The sequence below is a fragment of the Pseudoclavibacter helvolus genome, assembly GCF_014191305.1.
Taxonomy (GTDB): Bacteria; Actinomycetota; Actinomycetes; order Actinomycetales; family Microbacteriaceae; genus Pseudoclavibacter; species Pseudoclavibacter helvolus.
Map to the genome: position 1 here is coordinate 322,305 of NZ_JACHWJ010000001.1, position 17,700 is coordinate 340,004.

The window sequence follows — 17,700 nt, forward strand, 5'->3', positions numbered from 1 at the left end:
TCCTTCCGTAAGCAGACGGCTCAGCCTAGGCTTCGAGCCGCCCAAGTTCGGCGTTGTCCGCCAGGGGCGCAGAACCTGAGGTGCTCCTCCTCGAGTGGGGCGGCCGCCCCCTACTTTCGGATCCCGGCGAGGACCACATCCAGAGCGGCCTGCGCCCGGTCGCGAGCGGATGCATCGCGGCTCACGACCGCGTAGATGAGGCTTCCCACGAGGAGGTCGACGACAGCGTCAGGGTTCGTGCCCGGACGGAGCTGTCCTGACTCGATGCCAATAGCCAGCGAAGAACGCAGGGCCTCGCGCACGGGTGCGAACAGCTCGGCCATCTTCTCAGTCGCCTGCGCATCGGTTGTCGCAGCGGCAGTCAGGGCGCGCACGAGCGGTGCCGTCGACGGCGATGCGAGGCGCTCGTGCGACAGCTCGAGCCAGACACGAAGGTCGGCGGCAGGTTCCCCCGTCGCGGCGGGCGTCTCCAGCGGGAGCATGACCAGGCCCTCGATGACGCAGTCCGCGACGACTGCAGCCTTCGAGTTCCACCAGCGGTACACGGTCTGCCGGCCAACCCCGGCCTGCTTCGCGATCTCGGCCGTCGTCAGGGAGTCGTAGTCACCCTCGAGCAACAGGTCTCGGGTCGCCGCGAGGATCGCCTGGCGAGACGTCTCACTCCTCGGGCGTCCTCGCTGTGCGGTGGCAGATGTCATGCTCCCAGGCTATCCGCGATTTACGGTGCACAATGTCTCGTAAATCATTCGTTGCCAAAGGAGGCACCATGTCGGATGTCCTGGTCATCATCGGCGCCGGAGGAATGGGCGAGACTATCGCGCGGCGCCTCGCGGTTGGTCGCACGACCCTGCTCGCGGACTTCAACACGGACCTGCTCGACCGGCTCTCCGCATCCATGGAGACCGACGGTTTCGACGTGCGCACGGCAAAGGTGGACGTCTCCTCGCGCGAGTCTGTCGAGGCGCTCGCCGCTGCTGCTGCCGAGCTCGGGCCGGTCACGCAGGTTGTCCACACGGCCGGTGTCTCGCCAACCCAGGCGCCGCTCGAAGCCGTCCTGCGCATCGACCTCCTGGCCGCGGCCCTTGTGCTCGAAGCGTTCGGGAACGTCGTCGCACCTGGTGGCGCGGGCGTCCTCATCTCGAGCTCCTCGAGCTACCTCACCCCACCGTTCTCACCTGAGCAGGCGCAGGCCATCCGCATCTCGACCCCGGAAGGCCTGCTCGAGCTGCCCTTCTTCGCTCCCGACGTGCTTGGCAACGCCGGCGTCGCCTACGGCCTCTCGAAGCAGGCCAACCGCATCCAGGTGCAGCACGCGAGCGGCACGTGGGGCGCGCGCGGTGCCCGCATCAACAGCGTCAGCCCCGGAGTCATCTCGACGGCGATGGGCCGCCTCGAACTCGACAGCCCCTCCGGCGCCTTCATGCGCGCGATGGTGGAGCATTCCGGCTCCGGCCGCATCGGCACGCCGAGCGACATCGCCGACGCCGTCACGTTCCTCGTCGGACCCCAGGCGACCTACATCACCGGCATCGACCTCCTCGTCGACGGCGGCAACGTCGCCGCCGTCGCCTCGGGCCGAGTGCCGCTTCCCGGGCGCTGAAGCACGCGCATCCACCCGCCAAGACAACAGCACGCCCGCCACGCAACCCCAGAGATTCAAGAGATAGAGAGCAGCACAGTGGACTCATTCATCGTCACAGGTACCGACAAGGCCGAGCTCCTGCAGGTCGACCGACCGGAGGCGGGGGGATGCGGATGTTGTCGTCCGCATTAAGGCGTGCGGCATCTGCGGGTCGGACGTCTTCTACGTGCACAACGGCGGCATCCCTCCCCGCATCGGCCGGACGCCCCTCGGGCATGAACCTGCCGGCGTGGTGGTGCAGGTTGGCGCGAACGTCGAGGGTGTCGCCGTCGGTGACCACGTTGTCATCAACCCCATGGCCAACCGCGACGGCATAATTGGCAACGGCGGCGCCCAGGGCGCGCTTGCCGAGGAGGTTGTGCTCTTCGACGCGCAGCCGGGCGTGCACTTCCGGGTCATCCCGGCGCACATTCCCTGGGCGGTCGCGGCGCTCAACGAGCCCATGGCGGTCGCCTACCACGGGGTGAACCGGTCGGGCGCGGGTGCGGGCTCGAAGGTTGTCGTCTTCGGGGCGGGGCCGGTCGGCCTCGGAGCGGCGATCGGCTTCAAGTCGAAGGGAGTCGAGCACGTCGTGGTGGTCGACGTGGTGCCGAACCGCCTCGAGAAGGCCCTGCTCGTGGGCGCGGATGCAGTCATCAACTCGGCCGAGGAGAACGTCATCGAACGCCTCAAGGAGCTGCACGGTGAGGTACCAGGCTTCATGGGTCGCGGGTCGAAGCCCGCCACAGACGTCTACTTCGACGCGGCCGGTGTGCCCGTCGTGATCAAGACGGCGCTCGAGGCGGCCAAGAACCGCGCCGTGCTGACCATCGTCGCCGTCCACAAGACGCCCGTCGAGATCGACCTGCAGGAGATCCTCACCACCGAGGTCGACATCCGCCTCTCCATGGGCTACCCGACGGAGATCTTCGAGGTCACCGACTCGATCATCGAGCAGTGGGAGCAGTACCAGCACATCATCAGCGACGTCGTTCCGTTCGCCGAGGTCGATCGTGCCCTCAAGTTGGCGGCCACACCCGGCGCGACCGACAAAGTCGTCGTGGTCTTCCAGTAGGGCAGCGGATGCTCACTCTCGATCCCAAGACGGCACTTGTTGTCGTTGACCTGCAGGCGCTCACGGTTGGCAACGCCGTCGTGGTGCCGCTTGCCCTCCTGCGCGAGCGCGTCGCAGCCCTGCTCGCGGGGTTCCGAGAGGCAGGCGGCACTGTCGTATTCGCGATCTCGACGGGCACCCCGCCGGGCCGGGGCGCGGCTGGGGGTAGCGGACGGGTCTGGCCAGACGAGCTGCTCGAGCTCGACGAGGGGCTCGCGGTCGGGCCAGGTGAGATCCAGGTCTCGCGGGCCGCGCTCAGCACCTTCGCCGGCACAAACCTCGACGCGCAGCTGCGGGCTCGGGGAGTCACGCAGCTCGTGCTCGCCGGTCTCGCGACGACGTTCGGCATCGAGTCGACGGCTCGGGCCGCCTACGACCTCGGGTACAACGTCGTTATCGCCGCTGACGCGATCTCGGATCCGCGGCCCGCCGCCCACGAGCACTCGCTCGCGAACGTCTTCCCGGCTCTGGCGGAGGTCGCCTCGTCTGCGGAGGTTCTCGACGCGCTTCGAGCAATGTAGTCCTCGGACGCAGACACCGGCCTCGCCGCAGTCCTCCGCCGGCCTCGCCTCGCACCACACGAACGGTGCTCGCCGAGGGAGGCGTTCTTGTCTGCCACCATCTCGGAGAGCATGTGCGAGACCGGCTCGACGGTCACGAGAGGTGCACCGCGACCGCGCGGACGGGTGAGCCGTCGAGGCCCGCGAAGGGCAGGGGGAGTGCTGACGGCCACGGCCGTCGAGTGGTGTCGACTGCGGCGAGCCCGACGAGATTCTCGATGATGACACCGCCCTCGCCGAGGAACGCCTCGTGGAACGGCAATCCGGCGGATGCAGCGCTCGCGTCGGTCTGGTCGGGGCTGAGCGTGTCGACCCCGATGACGCTCACCCCGACCTCGAGCAGGCGCTTCGCGATCGCCGGATCCAAGAACGGATGGTCGAGGTAGTCGGGCTGCCCGAACCGTTCCGACCAATCGGTCCTGAACACGACGATCGCGCCGGCCTCGATCGCATCCAGCTGAGCAGCTACCTCGCCGAGCTCGATCCTGCGGCTGCGGCTGCGCGAGCGCGGTCACGTCGACGAGATGCAGTGGAGCGAAGAGTCGCCCGAGTGCGATGCGCTCGACGGTGTCGCCACCGGCGATCGAGTGCGAGGGCGCATCCAGGTGCGTGCCGGAGTGCGTGCCCAGATGCAGTCGGTGGACGACGACGCCGTCGTCGTCAAGGGACGCGGCGGAGGCGACCCGCACCTCGGGGTCACCCGGGTAGATCTGCATGCCGGAGACAAGTGGATGCGTCAGATCGGTGATCAGGGCCGTCATGACGTAAGCCTATGGAGCATTCTGGGCCCTGTGACGAATGTGACGGGAGTGACACCAAGGATTAAGTGCATCCATTAGTCCGGTGGTTAATGTAAATTTCTCACTGCAAACGCTCAGCTTCGATTATTGTGGGCCTGAATCCGCTGAAGCATTCACTCCTTCGGCGCCTCCGCTCTCCCAGGTCACGTGCCCACCGCACGTCCGTTGAAAGGCTGACTGCATGCCAAAGCGCGTCCGACGTTCACTCACCGCCGTCATCAGCGGCATCGCAATCGCGGGGCTCTTCGCCGTCGCGAGCCCCGCATTCGCGGCCCCAGCTCCCGCCGAGCCGGCCCCGACCTGCGAGGCCGTACCGCAAGACGTGGCCATCCTCATCGACACGACCGGGTCCATGAGCGGTGCGATCTCCGCTGCCCAGGACACCGCGGTGTCGGCCGCCAACACGATCAGCGCCGCCGGCGGGCGTGTGGCGCTCGTCGAATACAAGGATGCTGGCGACACGATCGTCGCCCAGACCGCAACCGACTTCACGACCGACGCGGCAGCATTCGCGGCGGCGACCGAGACGCTCTCCGCATACGGCGGCGGTGACAGCCCCGAGGCAGTGCTGTACGCGCTCAACCACACGCTCGACAACCTCTCGTGGACCCCGAGCGCACCGCACGCGATCATCCTCATCACGGATGAGACGTTCCACGACCCGGACGTCGCAGACCCGACGCTCACCGCAGCCAGCGTCACTGCTGACCTCAACGCCAGCAACACGCAGGTCTTCCCACTGCTCACGAGCTCGTTCGCTGACGGTGAGGGCCAGTACACGGCACTCGCAGCAGCAACGGGCGGCTTCGTCACGACGCTCGACGGCTCCGCGGAGACCATCGACGAGATCCTCGAGCGCCTCACCGGCGAAGTTGTCTCGCGTCCGTGGGTGAAGTTCACGGAGGAGTCGTACTCGGGTGTTGTTGGCGAGGCAATCGCGCTGCCGACCATCAGCGGAGCCGACTGCGCGCCGCTCGATGTCGCAACGTGGTCCTGGACGCTCGTCGAGGGTGACCCCGACGTCGCGCCAGGCGCTGACGATGAGGCAACGGCAACTTGGGGTGCGCCCGGCACGTACGCGGTGACCGTCACGCTCACGACCGTCGACGGCCAGACCGCGACGGCCACGACCACCGTTGTGGTCACGGCTGCCCCGACCACGACGCCGACCGCTACGGAAACGACCACGCCGACGCCAACTGAAACATCCACCCCGACGCCAACGGCGACGGCGACGGCGACCAGCACGCCGACGGCAACCGCGACGGCGACGCCCCCTGTGACCGTGACGGTCACGCCGACCACGACGGCTCCGGCGAGCACGACGCCGGTTGCTACGCCCACCGCATCGGCAGCTCCGGGCGGCGGTCTCGCCACGACCGGCGCTGAGAACGTCGGCCTCCTCGCGGGCGGAGCCATCGCGCTCATCCTCGCTGGCCTCGGCACGACGCTCCTGCTCCGCCGCCGCAAGGCCTAACGGCTGAGCGACACCGCGGCTCCCGCTAGGGGAATCCGCTGACGACCACCGCCACCTCCTGAAGTCAGGGAGGTGGCGGTGGTTGTTTTGTGTGCCGTCCGCGCGCCGCGCCACCTCCGCATGCTGCGGGGCGTGCAAGGCTTGGCACATGGATTTGGAGGTGTCGCGCTCGCTCACGATTCCGGCCGCGGAGCTCGGCTGGCGATTCTCGCGATCCTCCGGCCCCGGCGGGCAGCACGTCAACACCACCGATAGTCGAGTCGAACTCTCCTGGAACATCGGCGAATCGCAGGTGCTCACCGACGACCGGCGGCGGGTGCTCCTGGAGCGTCTCGAGAAGCGCCTCGTCGACGGGGTGCTCACGGTGACCTCCTCGGAACGCCGATCGCAGCTGCGCAACAGGGAGGCCGCGCTCGAGAAGCTCGCTGGCCTGGTCCGCGAAGGCCTCGCGCCACCCGGCCCGAAGCGCCGCCCGACGAAGCCCACGAAGGGCTCCCAGCGGCGACGGCTCGAATCGAAGGGGCAGCGGTCGGCGACGAAGGCCCAGCGGCGGCGGCCGTCTGCGGACTGACAGGTTTGCTGCCTTGGGCTTGTCTCGACGTGCCGGTCCTCGCCGCAAATTGGTAGCCTCTCTCGATGACAGCGCACCCACCAGCGGGATGGTTCCCTGATCCGTTCGGCCGATTTGAACACCGCTTTTGGGATGGGTTCCGATGGACCGAGCACGTGGGAGCCAACGGCACCCAAATGCTGGACTCACCGACAGTTCCCCCGCCGGCGCCATTTGCGACCGCTGAGCGTCGAGGATCGAAGGCGCCAGAGGTCCCAACCAACAAACGCGCCCAGCGCCAGATCCAGAAATTGGGCCTTGGCAGCCCGAACGACGATGGTGGAGGAACTCTTTTCTCAGAGAGAGTCTTGGTCGTGCATCAAAAGGCGAAGCTGATCGAGAAGCGTGTCGAGTATGCGATCTTCGACCAACTGGGACGCCCAATGGGTCAGGTGCGTCAGCTTGGCTCTGCCATGGCAGGACTTGTTGCATCGAGCAACAGCACCAAGCGGTTTCAGATTTCAGACGCTGGCGGCAATACGCTGCTGACTCTTACTAAACCAACCACAATCGTGAAGTCGAGAGTGTCGGTCATGCGCGGCGATGGAACGCATGTCGGGCACATCGTTCAGGACAACCTCGGACTGCTCGCCTCCGCGCTCGGAGGTAGGTTCAATGATCGCTTCCGCATGGAGGCGGATGGTGAAGTCGTTGGCACTATCAACGCAGAGGACTGGCGCGCTTGGAACTTCAATATCCAAGACGCCAATGGCACGGAGATCGCTCGAGTCACGAAAACGCGTGCAGGGCTCGCTCGAGAGGCGTTCACAAAGGCTGATCATTACGTGCTCGAAATACACCGAGGTCTTGAAGATCCGCTTTTATCGTTGGTTGTCTCTGCAGCAGTGACTTTGGATGTGGTCCTGAAACCCCAAGGTGATGCTCCTCGGCAACGCCGACGCTAGCGGGTCCGCCCGGCCAGAGCGCTGGCGAGTCAGCCGCGCAGCCTCGGGTCGTAGGTTGGGTCCGGATATGGCTCAGCGCATCCAGTCGTGGATGCTGACGCCTGGAACTCGAAGTGCCACGGCTCGTTGAGGTAGGTCTGGCAGAGGCCGTGCCTGGCTCCGTTGGTGGCGAGCCAGTCGGCGGCTCCGCCTCCCTCCACGTCCACAGCATCGCCAGACACGTGGAGCGAGGTCTCGGGCGAGGCGACCCACCGCGCGGCTTCCTCTTCCGGGCCGTACTCGGCACGCGCATCCCGCAGCAGCTGGGCTTGAAGCTCGGGAGAGCGCCACCCGCTGTTGACCATGACGTAGACGCCCTCAGACTCGGCGTCTCGGGTCGCCGCCTGAAGCGCAGCGAGCAACCCGGGGGACAGGTTGCTGATGCCGGCGTACTCGGCATCGAACGCCGTCGTGCCGAACTGCAGGCGGCCATCGGGGTTCTCGGCACCAACGTTGCCCACGTTTGGGGCGCTGCCGGTCGCTGCGTCGCCGGACGCCTCTGCGGCACTGGGCGCCGCAAGCACCGCATCCCGAACTGGCGGCTCACTCTGCGACGCCGTGCTCTGCCCGTGCTGCGCCGAAAGGAGCGCGACGCCGAGACCTGCTAGGGCGACGAGGGCAGCGCCGCCCACGAGGAGCCGCGCGGTTCGCTTTCGCTTCGGCAGGTTCGGCCGCTTCGGCAGGTTCGGAAGAGTGCGCTGGTGGCGGGGCGAGCTGGTGAGCGTCATGAGACAAGTTCAGGCAATGCGACGTTGCCCGGACGTTCCGGCATTCGCATACGCCGGCGATATGCCGCGACTCGTATCATCGGCTCATGCGTGTGCTGCTGGTTGAAGACGAGCCCTACATGGCGGAGGCGATCCGCGACGGGCTGCGGCTCGAGGCGATCGCGGCCGACATCGCCGGCGACGGGCACACCGCCCTCGAGCTGCTGAGCGTCAACGACTACGACGTGGCGGTGCTCGACCGTGACATCCCCGGCCCTTCGGGTGACGAGGTCGCCAAGCGCATCGTGGCCTCGAACAGCGGGGTCCTCATCCTCATGCTCACTGCCGCCGACCGGCTCGACGACAAGGCGTCCGGGTTCGAGCTCGGGGCCGACGACTACCTCACGAAGCCCTTCGAGCTGCAGGAGCTCGTGCTGCGTCTCCGCGCTCTGAACCGCCGCCGCGCGCACAGCCGCCCACCCATCCACGAGATCGCCGGCTTGAAGCTCGACCCGTTCCGCCGCGAGGTGTACCGGGACGGCCGCTACGTTGCGCTCACCCGCAAGCAGTTCGCCGTGCTTGAGGTGCTCATGAGCGCAGGCGGCGGAGTGATCAGCGCCGAGGAGCTGCTTGAGAAGGCCTGGGACGAGAACGCCGACCCGTTCACGAACGCCGTCCGCATCACGGTCTCCGCGTTGCGCAAGCGCCTCGGCGAGCCGTGGCTCATCGTCACCCTGCCAGGCGTCGGGTACCGCATCGACGCCGAAGCTGGCTCCGTGCTCGACGAGAACGAACCCAGGTGACACGGCAGCGAGGCCTCAGCGTTCGGCTGAAGCTCGCCCTCAGCTACGCGGCCTTCCTCATGATCGCGGGCGCGCTGCTGCTCGCCGTCGTCTACGCCTTCCTGCTCCGCTACGTACCCGCCGAGGCGATGGCCAGCGAGTGGACGTTCTTCCCCGGCCGCACCGACCTCGTGCGCGCGTTTGTGCCGGCTGCGGCGTGGGCCCTCCTCTTCCTCCTGGTCATCGCACTGGTGGGCGGCTGGTTCCTGGCCGGTCGGATGCTCGCCCCGCTCACCCGCATCACGGTCGCCACGCGGGCTGCCGCGGCCGGGTCGCTGTCGCACCGCATCCGCCTCCCTGGCAAGAGTGACGAGTTCACCGAGCTGGCCGACAGCTTCGACGCGATGCTCGCCCAGCTGGAGGCGCACGTCGCGCAGCAGCAGCGCTTCGCGGCAAACGCATCCCACGAGCTCCGCACCCCGCTCGCGATCTCGCAGACGCTGCTGGACGTTGCGCGCAAGGACCCAGAGCACGACCACGCTGCCGTGCTCGACCGGCTCCACTCGGTGAACTCGCGGGCGATCGAGCTCACGGAGGCGCTGCTGGTGCTGAGTCGCACCGAGCACGGCACGTTCGCGACCGAGCGGGTCGACCTGTCGCTCGTTGCCGAGGAAGCCGCCGAGACGCTGCTGCCGCTCGCCGAGAAGCGGGGCGTGGCCATCGAGACGGCGGGGGAGGCGGCATCCACGATCGGCTCGCCCGCGCTGCTGAGCCTGCTCACGACGAACCTGCTGCACAACGCGATCGTGCACAACGTCTCGCTGGGCGGCTCGGTTCGCCTCACGACGAGCGCGGCCGCGGACGCGGCGGTCCTCGTCGTCGAGAACACGGGCAGCCCGATCAGTGAAGAGCTGCTCGCCACCCTCACGGAGCCGTTCCAGCGCGGCGAGCAGCGCACTAGAAGCGACCACGCCGGCGTGGGGCTCGGGCTGGCGATCGTGAAGAGCGTCGTCAAGGCGCACGGCGGTGCCTTGCAGCTCGAAGCGCGCGATGGGGGAGGCCTGCGCGTGATCGTGCGGCTGCCTCCCGCGCCGGATGGTGCGGCAGGCGGGGCGGGCGCCCGTGACCGCGCCTAGCTGAACGCCGCGCGTCGCACGCTCGGCGCGATGATCGCCGCACCCATCAGCGCGCCGACGGTATTCGCGATGATGTCAGTTGTATCGAAGCTGCCGACGGCGAGGGCGAACTGCGTCGTCTCCATGGCGAGGCTCGCGAAGCCCGCGGCGAAGAAGGTCTTCGGGCCGGGCGCTACGCGCCACAGGAAACCCGTGCAGAGGCCAAACGGCACGAACACGGCCACGTTGGCGAGCACCTCGAGGGGTCGGCTGGCCGCGTACCCCTCGCTCGCGACGAACGGCATGAGCTTGAGGTGCCTTGTCTCGCCCCAGCCCACAAACGGCACCTCGAGCTTCCACACGATCAGCCAGGTGAGCAGCACGAGGTAGGCGAGGAAGAGGCCAGCAACCAACAGTCGTGGCGCGCGCGACGGACGCCGCGTGCGCTGTCGCGGCTGGGTGCTGGCGAACGCCCGCGTGGTCGGGAGTTCCAGGGTCTGGTCTGCTCGGCTGTAGCTCATGGCTACAGCCTCTCGAGGGGCGTGTTGCGAGGGCGTATGCGGGTTTCGATACGCGGACGATACGCGTCGGCTCGCGCTTCTCCACAGGCGACAAGCCGAGCTCTGCAATCGTGAGAGACTTCCGGCTTGTGACTTCAGCCAGTGCATCCGAAAACTCCAGCCAGCACGAGGCAGCGCGAGACCCGCAAGCCGTCGCCAGGCAGGCGAGCGAGGCGCACCACCTGCAGCGCTCGCTCTCGCCACGCCAGCTCGCCATGATGGGACTCGGCGGCGCAATCGGCGCCGGCCTGTTCGTTGGCTCCGGCCAGGCGATCGCCGTCGCCGGGCCCGCCGTCATCGTGTCGTACGCCGTCGCGGGCCTGCTTGTCATCCTCGTGCTCTTCATGCTCGCCGAGATGGCGGCCGCCGACCCGCAGAGCGGCGCGTTCTCCGTGTACGCGGCGAAGGCGTTCGGCGCGACGGCAGGCGCGACGCTCGGCTGGTTCTACTGGATGCAGCTCGTCATCGTCATCGCCGCCGAGGCGACGGGAGCCGCCGCCATCGTCGCGGCCTGGACGCCAGGCATCCCGCAGGGCGTGTGGGCGCTCGCCTTCATGGTGACCTTTACGCTCATCAACCTCCTCGGGGTGCGACGCTACGGTTCCTTCGAGTTCTGGTTCGCCGTGCTGAAGGTCGCCGCCATCATCGGGTTCTTGGTGCTCGGCGCTGCCCTCCTGCTCGGGCTCATCCCAAACGTCCCGTCGCCCGGGCTCTCCAACCTGGTCGCGCACGACGGCTTCGCCCCGACGGGCATCCTCGGCATCTCCGCAGCCCTGCTCATCGTCATGTTCAGCTTCGGCGGCACCGAGCTCACCGCGATCGCCGCCGCCGAGACGCGCGACCCAGCCACGAGCATCCGCCGCGCCGTGCGCAGCGTGCTGTGGCGCATCCTGCTCTTCTACATCGGCTCGGTCTTCGTGATCGTCGCCGCGCTGCCGTGGATGGACCCGGCAGTCGTCGCGGGCCCGTTCGCGGCTGTGCTCGCCCTCACGAGCATCCCGGGCGTCGACTTCATCATGTCGGTCATCATCGTCATCGCTCTGCTCTCGGCGCTCAACGCCAACCTCTACGGTGCCTCGCGCATGGTCTACTCGCTGTCTGAGCGCCGCTTCGCGCCCCGCGGCATGCAGCGCCTCGCCCGCAACGGCACGCCGACCGTCGCCGTGCTCGTCTCCGTCGGGGTCGGCTTCCTCACTGTCATCTTCAACTTCCTCGCGCCGGACGCTGTCCTCCCGACGCTGCTCAACGTCGTCGGCTCGACGCTCATCGTCCTCTGGGCAATGGTCACGGCGTCGCAGCTCGTCCTCAGAAGGCGAGCGGATGCGCGCGGCGAGACCCTCGCGGCCCGTATGCCAGGCTTCCCCTGGTTGAGCATCCTGGCCGGCGTGATCCTCGCGGTCATCATCGTGCTGACCATGCTCAACGAGGGTTCCAGGGAGCAGCTGCTTGCGACGCTCGGCATGACTGCGGTCATCGCGATCGCGTGCGCGCTCACCAACAGGCACCTGCGGCGCCAGGGCGTCGACCCCGTGCAGCTGCTGCGCGGAGAGACGAACTAGAGATTCGTGCGGTCGGGTTCTTGGGGTCTGGGGTCCACAGGGAAAAGCTATGTGAACCCGAGTTCTTGCAATCGAAATCTCTTCATTCGAATCTAAATACTAAAACAATAAGACGTTAGTTCCCGTCAAATCTGGGGATAAGTCCCGGAGGGCCCTGTGGGCAAGGGTTCTCGGGCTGAAAAGTTATCCACGAACCTCCCAAATGTCGGACCGGTCCGGTAAACTCTGGGGCATGCAGAAGCACCGTAGCTCCGACCTCCCGGACTCTGGGTTTGATCCTTCGGATCCGGCGTCGGTCGCGGCGCGGCGGTCGGAGATTCTTGCGTTGGAGGAGGCGGCTGCGGCGATGCTCGCGGCCGGTACTGCGTTGCAGTTGCAGGCGCATGCGGCGGCGTACGAGTTCGGGCACGCGCTCGATGTCGCGGAGGGATGCGCGGAGTCGGCGATGCATGTGCGGTCGATCGCGAACGAGGTGGGGCTGCTCGTGAAGCTCGCCGCTGGGACCGCGCAGGGGCACCTCGCGTCGGCGTCCGTGACGTTGCGGGAGTTTCCGGCGCTCACGCTCGCCCTCGAGGAGAACCTGGCGACGCCCGCGCAGGCGAACACGCTCGCGAGCGTCGGACTGAAGGTGAACCACGAGGATCCCGCGGAGCAGGCGCTGCGTCGTGCCGAGTTCTTGCAGGTGATGCTCGAGCGAGTGCGGGTGGAACCGTTGCCGCCGAGGGCGTTGCAGAAGGCGGCTGAGCGGGTCGCGGAGGAGCTCACCGGGGAGTCTATCGATCAGCGCTACGAGCGGGTGAAGAAGCGCCGCCGCGCGAGCGTCGAGGATCTCGGCGACGGGATGAGTGTCCTGCGTGTGCTGATGAGCTCGTTTGTTGCGAACGCCGTCCTAGACCGGGCGCGGAAGCAGGGGAAAGCGATCATCAAGGCACGGCCCAAGCCCGGCGCGCACATCGATGAGGCAGCAGTCGGCGAGAATCCTGCAGCCGGCACGAGCGCGAACCCGGCGAGCGGTGGAGACAGCACGGCCCTCGCGCCCGACGAGCGCACCCTCGATCAGGTCGTGTCGGATGTCATCGCGGACATGCTCCTCACGAGCGACCCGATGAACCCCTCCGCCACCGCCGCCCGCGGCATCCAAGCGACCGCTCACGTCAGCATCCCGGCGACGAGCATGCTCGCCGCCCCCAACACCGGCGGCCTGAACCAGTCGGGCTTTGCTCCGGCGCTCCTCGATGGCATGTCGCCCATGCCCCTCGAGGACGCGAAGCGCCTCGCCGCCACCGCGCCAGCCTTCATTCGCGTGCTCCTGCACCCCGTCACGGGCGCCGTGCAGGCGGTCGACTCCTACAAACCCACCCCCGCGATGCGCGCGTTTCTGCAAGCCCGCGACGTGCACTGCCGCTTCATCGGCTGCCGGCAACCGGCCGCGAGATGCGAACTTGACCACACGATCGACCACCAATACGGCGGGAAGACTGCCGTCTGGAACCTGAGCGATTTTTGCCTCGCCCACCACATCGTGAAACACCACACCGCCTGGCAAGTCAGACAGTTAGGCGGCGGGATTCTCGAGTGGACGACTCCGAGCGGGAAGATCTACATCGACCGACCCGAACCCTACGGCGTGATCTTCAGGCCCAGCGCCGAACTGCCCCGACCCGGCGGTACCGTACCGTCGAGTCGAGACGAACGTCGGCGCCCAGTCAGCGGCACCCCGCCGGCGCAGCCAAACGAAGTCACAACGCCACCGTTCTAGTTCCGATCTAGATCCGATCTAGATCCGACTCAGGCACAGGAACGCCCGCTGCCTGCGCGACTTCGTGCAGTCGCCATCTGAGTGGCCGGTGGTGTCGAGCGTGGCTCGGATCACGAGACCTTGAGCATCTGAGCATCTGAGCATTTGAGCATTTGAGCATTTGAGCATTCGGGTAATCGGGCACGCGACCTCCGAAGTACTCGGGCTTGAGGGCTCGCGGGCAACGCCGCGGCGGCTAGCGGAGGACGCCGCGCGCCCTCGCCTCGGAGACCGCCGCCGTGCGCGACGTCACGCCCAGCTTCGTGAACACGTGCGCGAGGTGCGACTTCACGGTCGTCTCGGTCACGAACAGCTCGTTTGCGACCTCCGTGTTGGAACGCCCGTCGGCGACAAGCCGGAGCACTTCGATCTCGCGAGGCGAGAGGCTCTGCTGCGGTGCGCGGAGTCGGTCCATGAGGCGTGAGGCGATGGGAGGCGCAAGCGCGCTAGCTCCGCTGGCGGCGGCCCGCACTGCCGCGAGCAGCTCATGGGGCGGCGCGTCTTTCAACAGATACCCGCTGGCACCGGCTTCGACGGCGCCGAGGATGTCACCGTCTGAGTCGTAGTTCGTCACGACAAGCACGTGCGGTGGATCAGGCAGGGCGCGGATGCGCTTGGTCGCAGACGCCCCGCTCTCGTTCTCGCGCGCACCGAACTGCAGGTCCATGAGTACGAGGTCGGGGCGCTCATCCGCCGCTGCCCGCACGGCCTCGTCGGCGCTCGACGCCTCGCCCACAACGTCGATGTCGGCCTCGACGCCGAGGAGTGCGCGGAGCCCCGCCCGAACGACGGGATGATCGTCGGCGATGACAACTCTGATCATGCTGGTCATTCGATGGCCTCCTTTGGGAGCGTGACCGTCAGGATCGTGCCCCGCCCTGGCGCGGAGGCGACGTCCAAGGTCCCACCCAGCTGCTGCACGCGCTCGCGCACGGCCACAAGCCCGAACGAGTCGCTGCGCGGTCGGGTCGGGTGCGCGTCTACGGCCGAATCGAACCCCCGCCCGTCGTCGGAGATCGTGAAGGTCAGCCCGGCTTTGGTCTTGTCAAGGGCGATGGTGGCGCGCGTTGCGGCCGCGTGCTGCGCCACGTTCGCGAGCGCGCCCTGGGCGATGCGGAGTAGTGCGGTCTGCACGGCCATCGGCAGCGCGGCAGAGCTGGCCGAAACGTCGACGCGCACCCCGTGGGCCGCCGTGGTCGCCTCGGCGAGCCGCCGCAGCGCGTGCTCTAGGTCCATGCCGTCGAGGTCGGGCGGCGACAGCTCACGGATGAACCGCCGCGTCTCCGCGAGGTTGTCGGCGGCCGTCTCCCTCGCCAGGCGCACGTGCGCGACTCCCGGCCCTTCCGGTTCGGCCCGCTCCGCCGCATGCAGGAGCATCTGGATGCTGGCTAGGCCCTGCGCGACCGTGTCGTGGATTTCCCTGGCCAGCCGCGCGCGCTCCGCGAGCGTCCCCGCCTCGCGCTCGGTCGCCACCAAGTGGTCCTGCGTCTCGAGCAGCTCGCGCATGAGCTGCTCGCGCTCCCTGGCCTCCTTCGCGAGTGCCTTGTACCCCAGGCCGATGAGCACGGCGACGCCAGCCCCGATGCACGGGCCGATGACGCCAGCCACCGACCAGCCCTCGTGCAAGCCCAGGCCGATGACGGCGATGGCAGTCGTCGCGGCGACTGCCAGCATCCCGGCCGCTCGGCCAAGCAGGTGCAGGTAGACGAAGAAGAGCGGGAAGACGAGGTACGCGGCCTCGCGTGAGAGCCAGAGGAGGAGCATCCACTCGACAGTCAGTGCGGTCAGCCAGAGGAGACGGCCGGAGTCAGGGCCCGGCACCGACCTTGTGCGCGAGCTCGCGAAGACTCCGAGGCCGTACGTCACGCCGAACAGCGCCGCCGCGCCGACGATGACCAGCGTGCCCTGGCCTGGTGCGACCAAAGCGCGGGCGACAACGAGCGCGAGCAGGCCGAAGAGCAGCGCGTGGAGACCCGTGCGCAGACCCACGAAGACGGGAGTGAGCGCAGTTGGGGACATGGCGCTCAGCCTAGACACGGGCAGGAGGAGAGGCATCCTTCGAAAGTTGGAGCGGCGCCTCCACCCTGCAGCGCGGGAGGAGTGTGCGGACGGCCGATGCCCGGCAACGGGGCTCAGCGGGAGGGTTGTCTGAGCCGCCGGAACCGACGGCGGGAAAGGACCAACCATGTTCGTCGCGCTCCGCGACCTGCGCTTCGCGAAGGGTCGATTTCTGCTCATCGGCTCCGTCGTCGCACTCATCACCGTGCTTGTCGGCTTTCTCAGCGGGCTGACCGGGGGCCTCGCCACCCAGAACATCTCGGGCGTCCTCGCCCTCCCGGCCGACCGCCTCGCCTTCACGGTGCCGGCCGGCGACGACGCCCCAAGCTTTTCGACCTCGTCGCCCACGAGTGACCAAGCGGATGCGCTCGCCGCGATGCCAGGCGTGAGCAGCGTCGCCCCGATCGGCATCAGCCAACTGCGCGCCGAGAGTGCCACGTCTGGCGCAGCGGTTGCCGTCTTCGGCGTGGCCGCAGGGTTCACCGCCTCGTCACCCTCGACCCCCGGCGCTATCGTGCTCTCCGAGTCGGCGTCCCAAGAGCTCACCGCCGCAGTCGGGGACGAGGTCACGATCGGGGGTTCGAGCTTCCGAGTCGAAGCCGTCGGTCCCGAATCTTGGTACAGCCACACACCCGTCGTCGAGGTGGCACTCGAGGACTGGCGGGCCCTCGCCGAAGCGACCGGGGCACCCGATGCATTTGCGACCGTGCTCGCCGTTTCCGGCGACCCGGATTGGGCGGCCGTGGATGCGGAGACCGGGGTCGTCTCGGAGACCCTCATCAGCTCGCTCACCGCGCTGTCGGCGTTCCGCTCTGAAGTTGGCTCGCTGCTGCTCATGGTCGCGATGCTCTTCGGCATCTCGGGTCTTGTGATCGGCGCCTTCTTCACGGTGTGGACGATGCAACGGCAAGGCGACATCGCGGTGCTCAAGGCCCTCGGCGCCAGCACAGCATCGCTGGCTCGCGACGCGCTCGGCCAAGCCCTGCTCGTGCTCCTCGCCGGGATCGGCACCGGGGTGGCGCTCGTCGCGATCCTCGGGACCCTCGCGGGACAGGTACTTCCGTTCCTCCTCAGCCCGCTCACGACCCTCCTGCCTGGCGCGATCATGATCGCCCTTGGCCTCGCCGGCGCAGCCTTCGCGCTGCGATCCGTCACCACCGCTGACCCCCTTACCGCCCTCGGAGGCAACCGATGATCGCACTAGACAACGTCACGCTCACCTTCCCGGACGGGGACGGCCGCCTGACGGCGCTCGACCGCGTCAGCCTCGAGGCACAGCCAGGCACCGTCACCGGCATCACAGGCCCGAGCGGCTCCGGGAAGTCGAGCCTGCTCGCCGTCGCCGCCACCCTCATCCGACCAGATTCGGGCCGCGTGCTCATCGGCGATGTCGATGCGAGCACGTTGACCCGTTCGGAGTCGGCAACCCTCCGCCGATCAAGCATCGGCATCGTCTTCCAGCAGGCGAACCTCCTTCCCTCGCTCACCGCCCGCGAGCAGCTCCTCGTGATGAACGAACTCGGCGAGCCCGGGAGTCGTGGGCGCCGACAAGCCGCATCCGCGCACGCCGACGAGCTGCTCGCTGCCGTCGGCCTCGCCGATCACCGCGCCAAGCGGCCGCACCAGCTCTCAGGAGGCCAACGGCAGCGGGTCAACATCGCGAGGGCACTCATGAACAACCCGAGCGCCCTCCTGGTAGACGAGCCGACAAGCGCCCTCGACCAGGAACGCGGCGCCGCCATCATCGACCTCGTGATTCGCCTCACGGAAGAGCTCAAGACGGCGACGCTCTTGGTCACGCACGACCTCACGCACCTCCCGCGCCTACACAGCTCCGTGAACTTGGTCGACGGGCGGCTGGCCCAACTCCAGCCCTGACTCGGGCGCTGACTCCAGTGCTGGCTCCAGCGCTGAGGCGACCTGGGCGGGAGCAAATCAACTCGGATGCGCGCGGGCTGCGCGCGGGATGCGCACATGATGCGCTTGGCCTGCGCG

General features: G+C 67.9%; 18 protein-coding genes and 1 pseudogene. 12 read left to right on the forward strand and 7 right to left on the reverse strand.

Annotated elements, in window-relative coordinates; all coding sequences use genetic code 11:
- Positions 1 to 110: 110 nt before the first annotated feature.
- Positions 111 to 698 (reverse strand): TetR/AcrR family transcriptional regulator, encoded by a 588-nt coding sequence (locus FHX72_RS01400; protein WP_068477477.1) that lies wholly within the window; start codon positions 696 to 698, stop codon positions 111 to 113.
- 68 nt (positions 699 to 766) lie between these two features.
- Here FHX72_RS01400 and FHX72_RS01405 point away from each other — a divergent pair, with 68 nt between their 5' ends.
- From FHX72_RS01405 to FHX72_RS01415, 3 genes are all read left to right on the forward strand, one after another.
- Positions 767 to 1,600: an SDR family oxidoreductase gene (locus tag FHX72_RS01405; RefSeq protein ID WP_183622576.1), complete on the forward strand. Its 834-nt coding sequence runs from the start codon at positions 767 to 769 to the stop codon at positions 1,598 to 1,600.
- A 208-nt stretch (positions 1,601 to 1,808) separates the two neighbouring features.
- Positions 1,809 to 2,696 (forward strand): zinc-dependent alcohol dehydrogenase, encoded by an 888-nt coding sequence (locus FHX72_RS18675; protein WP_377605018.1) that lies wholly within the window; start codon positions 1,809 to 1,811, stop codon positions 2,694 to 2,696.
- Between the two features lie 8 nt (positions 2,697 to 2,704).
- Entirely contained in the window at positions 2,705 to 3,256 is a 552-nt protein-coding gene (locus FHX72_RS01415) for a cysteine hydrolase family protein (RefSeq protein WP_183622578.1), read from the forward strand.
- Positions 3,257 to 3,389: 133 nt separating this feature from the next.
- Here FHX72_RS01415 and FHX72_RS19305 read toward each other — a convergent pair whose 3' ends face one another.
- Both FHX72_RS19305 and FHX72_RS19310 read right to left on the reverse strand, forming a co-directional pair.
- The gene (locus FHX72_RS19305) at positions 3,390 to 3,722 is read right to left on the reverse strand and encodes a cyclase family protein (RefSeq protein ID WP_338109994.1); all 333 of its coding nucleotides are present in this window, start codon (positions 3,720 to 3,722) and stop codon (positions 3,390 to 3,392) included.
- A 127-nt stretch (positions 3,723 to 3,849) separates the two neighbouring features.
- Positions 3,850 to 4,056, reverse strand: a pseudogene (locus FHX72_RS19310) (cyclase family protein); the annotation flags it as partial.
- 220 nt (positions 4,057 to 4,276) lie between these two features.
- On the opposite strand from FHX72_RS19310, the gene FHX72_RS01425 reads away from it, so the two are divergent.
- The 3 genes from FHX72_RS01425 (at position 4,277) to FHX72_RS01435 (ending at position 7,087) form a co-directional block, all read left to right on the forward strand.
- Positions 4,277 to 5,572, forward strand: coding sequence for a vWA domain-containing protein (locus tag FHX72_RS01425; protein ID WP_183622580.1), 1,296 nt, complete (start codon positions 4,277 to 4,279; stop codon positions 5,570 to 5,572).
- Between the two features lie 148 nt (positions 5,573 to 5,720).
- Positions 5,721 to 6,143: an alternative ribosome rescue aminoacyl-tRNA hydrolase ArfB gene (gene arfB / locus FHX72_RS01430; RefSeq protein ID WP_183622582.1), complete on the forward strand. Its 423-nt coding sequence runs from the start codon at positions 5,721 to 5,723 to the stop codon at positions 6,141 to 6,143.
- A gap of 65 nt (positions 6,144 to 6,208) precedes the next feature.
- Positions 6,209 to 7,087, forward strand: a complete 879-nt coding sequence (locus tag FHX72_RS01435) for an LURP-one-related family protein (RefSeq protein WP_183622584.1) — start codon at positions 6,209 to 6,211, stop codon at positions 7,085 to 7,087.
- Between the two features lie 29 nt (positions 7,088 to 7,116).
- On the opposite strand, the gene FHX72_RS01440 is transcribed toward FHX72_RS01435, so the two are convergent.
- Positions 7,117 to 7,854 (reverse strand): M15 family metallopeptidase, encoded by a 738-nt coding sequence (locus FHX72_RS01440; RefSeq protein ID WP_183622586.1) that lies wholly within the window; start codon positions 7,852 to 7,854, stop codon positions 7,117 to 7,119.
- A gap of 86 nt (positions 7,855 to 7,940) precedes the next feature.
- Between FHX72_RS01440 and FHX72_RS01445 the strand changes: the two genes are divergently transcribed.
- Together FHX72_RS01445 and FHX72_RS01450 are read left to right on the forward strand one after the other, a co-directional pair.
- Positions 7,941 to 8,636, forward strand: a complete 696-nt coding sequence (locus FHX72_RS01445) for a response regulator transcription factor (protein WP_183622588.1) — start codon at positions 7,941 to 7,943, stop codon at positions 8,634 to 8,636.
- Positions 8,633 to 9,751 (forward strand): sensor histidine kinase, encoded by a 1,119-nt coding sequence (locus FHX72_RS01450; protein ID WP_338109995.1) that lies wholly within the window; start codon positions 8,633 to 8,635, stop codon positions 9,749 to 9,751. Before FHX72_RS01445 ends, FHX72_RS01450 begins: the two co-directional genes overlap by 4 nt.
- Here the strand turns inward: FHX72_RS01450 and FHX72_RS01455 are convergent.
- Complete coding sequence (locus FHX72_RS01455; protein WP_068477457.1) at positions 9,748 to 10,251, reverse strand: VanZ family protein; 504 nt, start codon at positions 10,249 to 10,251, stop codon at positions 9,748 to 9,750. The genes FHX72_RS01450 and FHX72_RS01455 overlap by 4 nt on opposite strands.
- A gap of 128 nt (positions 10,252 to 10,379) precedes the next feature.
- On the opposite strand from FHX72_RS01455, the gene FHX72_RS01460 reads away from it, so the two are divergent.
- Positions 10,380 to 11,849: an amino acid permease gene (locus FHX72_RS01460; RefSeq protein WP_235812616.1), complete on the forward strand. Its 1,470-nt coding sequence runs from the start codon at positions 10,380 to 10,382 to the stop codon at positions 11,847 to 11,849.
- 232 nt (positions 11,850 to 12,081) lie between these two features.
- The gene (locus FHX72_RS01465; RefSeq protein ID WP_183622590.1) at positions 12,082 to 13,608 is read left to right on the forward strand and encodes an HNH endonuclease signature motif containing protein; all 1,527 of its coding nucleotides are present in this window, start codon (positions 12,082 to 12,084) and stop codon (positions 13,606 to 13,608) included.
- A gap of 235 nt (positions 13,609 to 13,843) precedes the next feature.
- On the opposite strand, the gene FHX72_RS01470 is transcribed toward FHX72_RS01465, so the two are convergent.
- Together FHX72_RS01470 and FHX72_RS01475 are read right to left on the reverse strand one after the other, a co-directional pair.
- The gene (locus FHX72_RS01470; protein WP_183623934.1) at positions 13,844 to 14,470 is read right to left on the reverse strand and encodes a response regulator; all 627 of its coding nucleotides are present in this window, start codon (positions 14,468 to 14,470) and stop codon (positions 13,844 to 13,846) included.
- Positions 14,471 to 14,475: 5 nt separating this feature from the next.
- Positions 14,476 to 15,666 (reverse strand): sensor histidine kinase, encoded by a 1,191-nt coding sequence (locus FHX72_RS01475; protein ID WP_183622592.1) that lies wholly within the window; start codon positions 15,664 to 15,666, stop codon positions 14,476 to 14,478.
- Between the two features lie 166 nt (positions 15,667 to 15,832).
- Here FHX72_RS01475 and FHX72_RS01480 point away from each other — a divergent pair, with 166 nt between their 5' ends.
- Entirely contained in the window at positions 15,833 to 16,900 is a 1,068-nt protein-coding gene (locus FHX72_RS01480) for an FtsX-like permease family protein (RefSeq protein WP_183622594.1), read from the forward strand.
- Positions 16,897 to 17,583 carry an ABC transporter ATP-binding protein gene (locus tag FHX72_RS01485; protein WP_068494426.1) on the forward strand — a complete coding sequence of 229 codons (687 nt, stop codon included), beginning with the start codon at positions 16,897 to 16,899 and terminating at the stop codon, positions 17,581 to 17,583. Before FHX72_RS01480 ends, FHX72_RS01485 begins: the two co-directional genes overlap by 4 nt.
- Positions 17,584 to 17,700 lie beyond the last annotated feature (117 nt).